This is a genomic window from Pseudomonas ceruminis (genome assembly GCF_021602025.1).
Classification (GTDB): Bacteria; Pseudomonadota; Gammaproteobacteria; order Pseudomonadales; family Pseudomonadaceae; genus Aquipseudomonas; species Aquipseudomonas ceruminis.
The window spans coordinates 1-255 of the sequence record NZ_BQHW01000100.1; the positions used below are offsets into that span (position 1 = coordinate 1).

General features: G+C 65.9%; 1 protein-coding gene. It reads left to right on the forward strand.

Features of this window, described 5'->3' with window-relative positions; genetic code table 11:
- Nucleotides 1-255, forward strand: a 255-nt coding sequence (locus L6D80_RS29990; RefSeq protein WP_236183121.1) for a hypothetical protein, incomplete at both ends; no start/stop codon positions are given.

A 255-nucleotide genomic window follows, 5' to 3' on the forward strand; every position in this document is an offset into this window, starting at 1 on the left:
CTGCGCCGGCGGTCGCTGATCGCTTGGCGCAGAACCTCTGGATCGACACCACGGGCAACGCGAACACACCGAAGCGCTGGAACGGTTCGGCATGGGTTGCGGTGACCGATAAGGTGGCCACCGATGCTGCGGCAGCTGCGCAGTCGGCCCTGACCCAACTGGCGGGTAAGGCAGATGCCACAGCGGTGCAGAGCCTGACCACCCGGGTAACGGATGCCGAGGGCAAACTGACCAGCCAGGGCCAGTCCATCACTG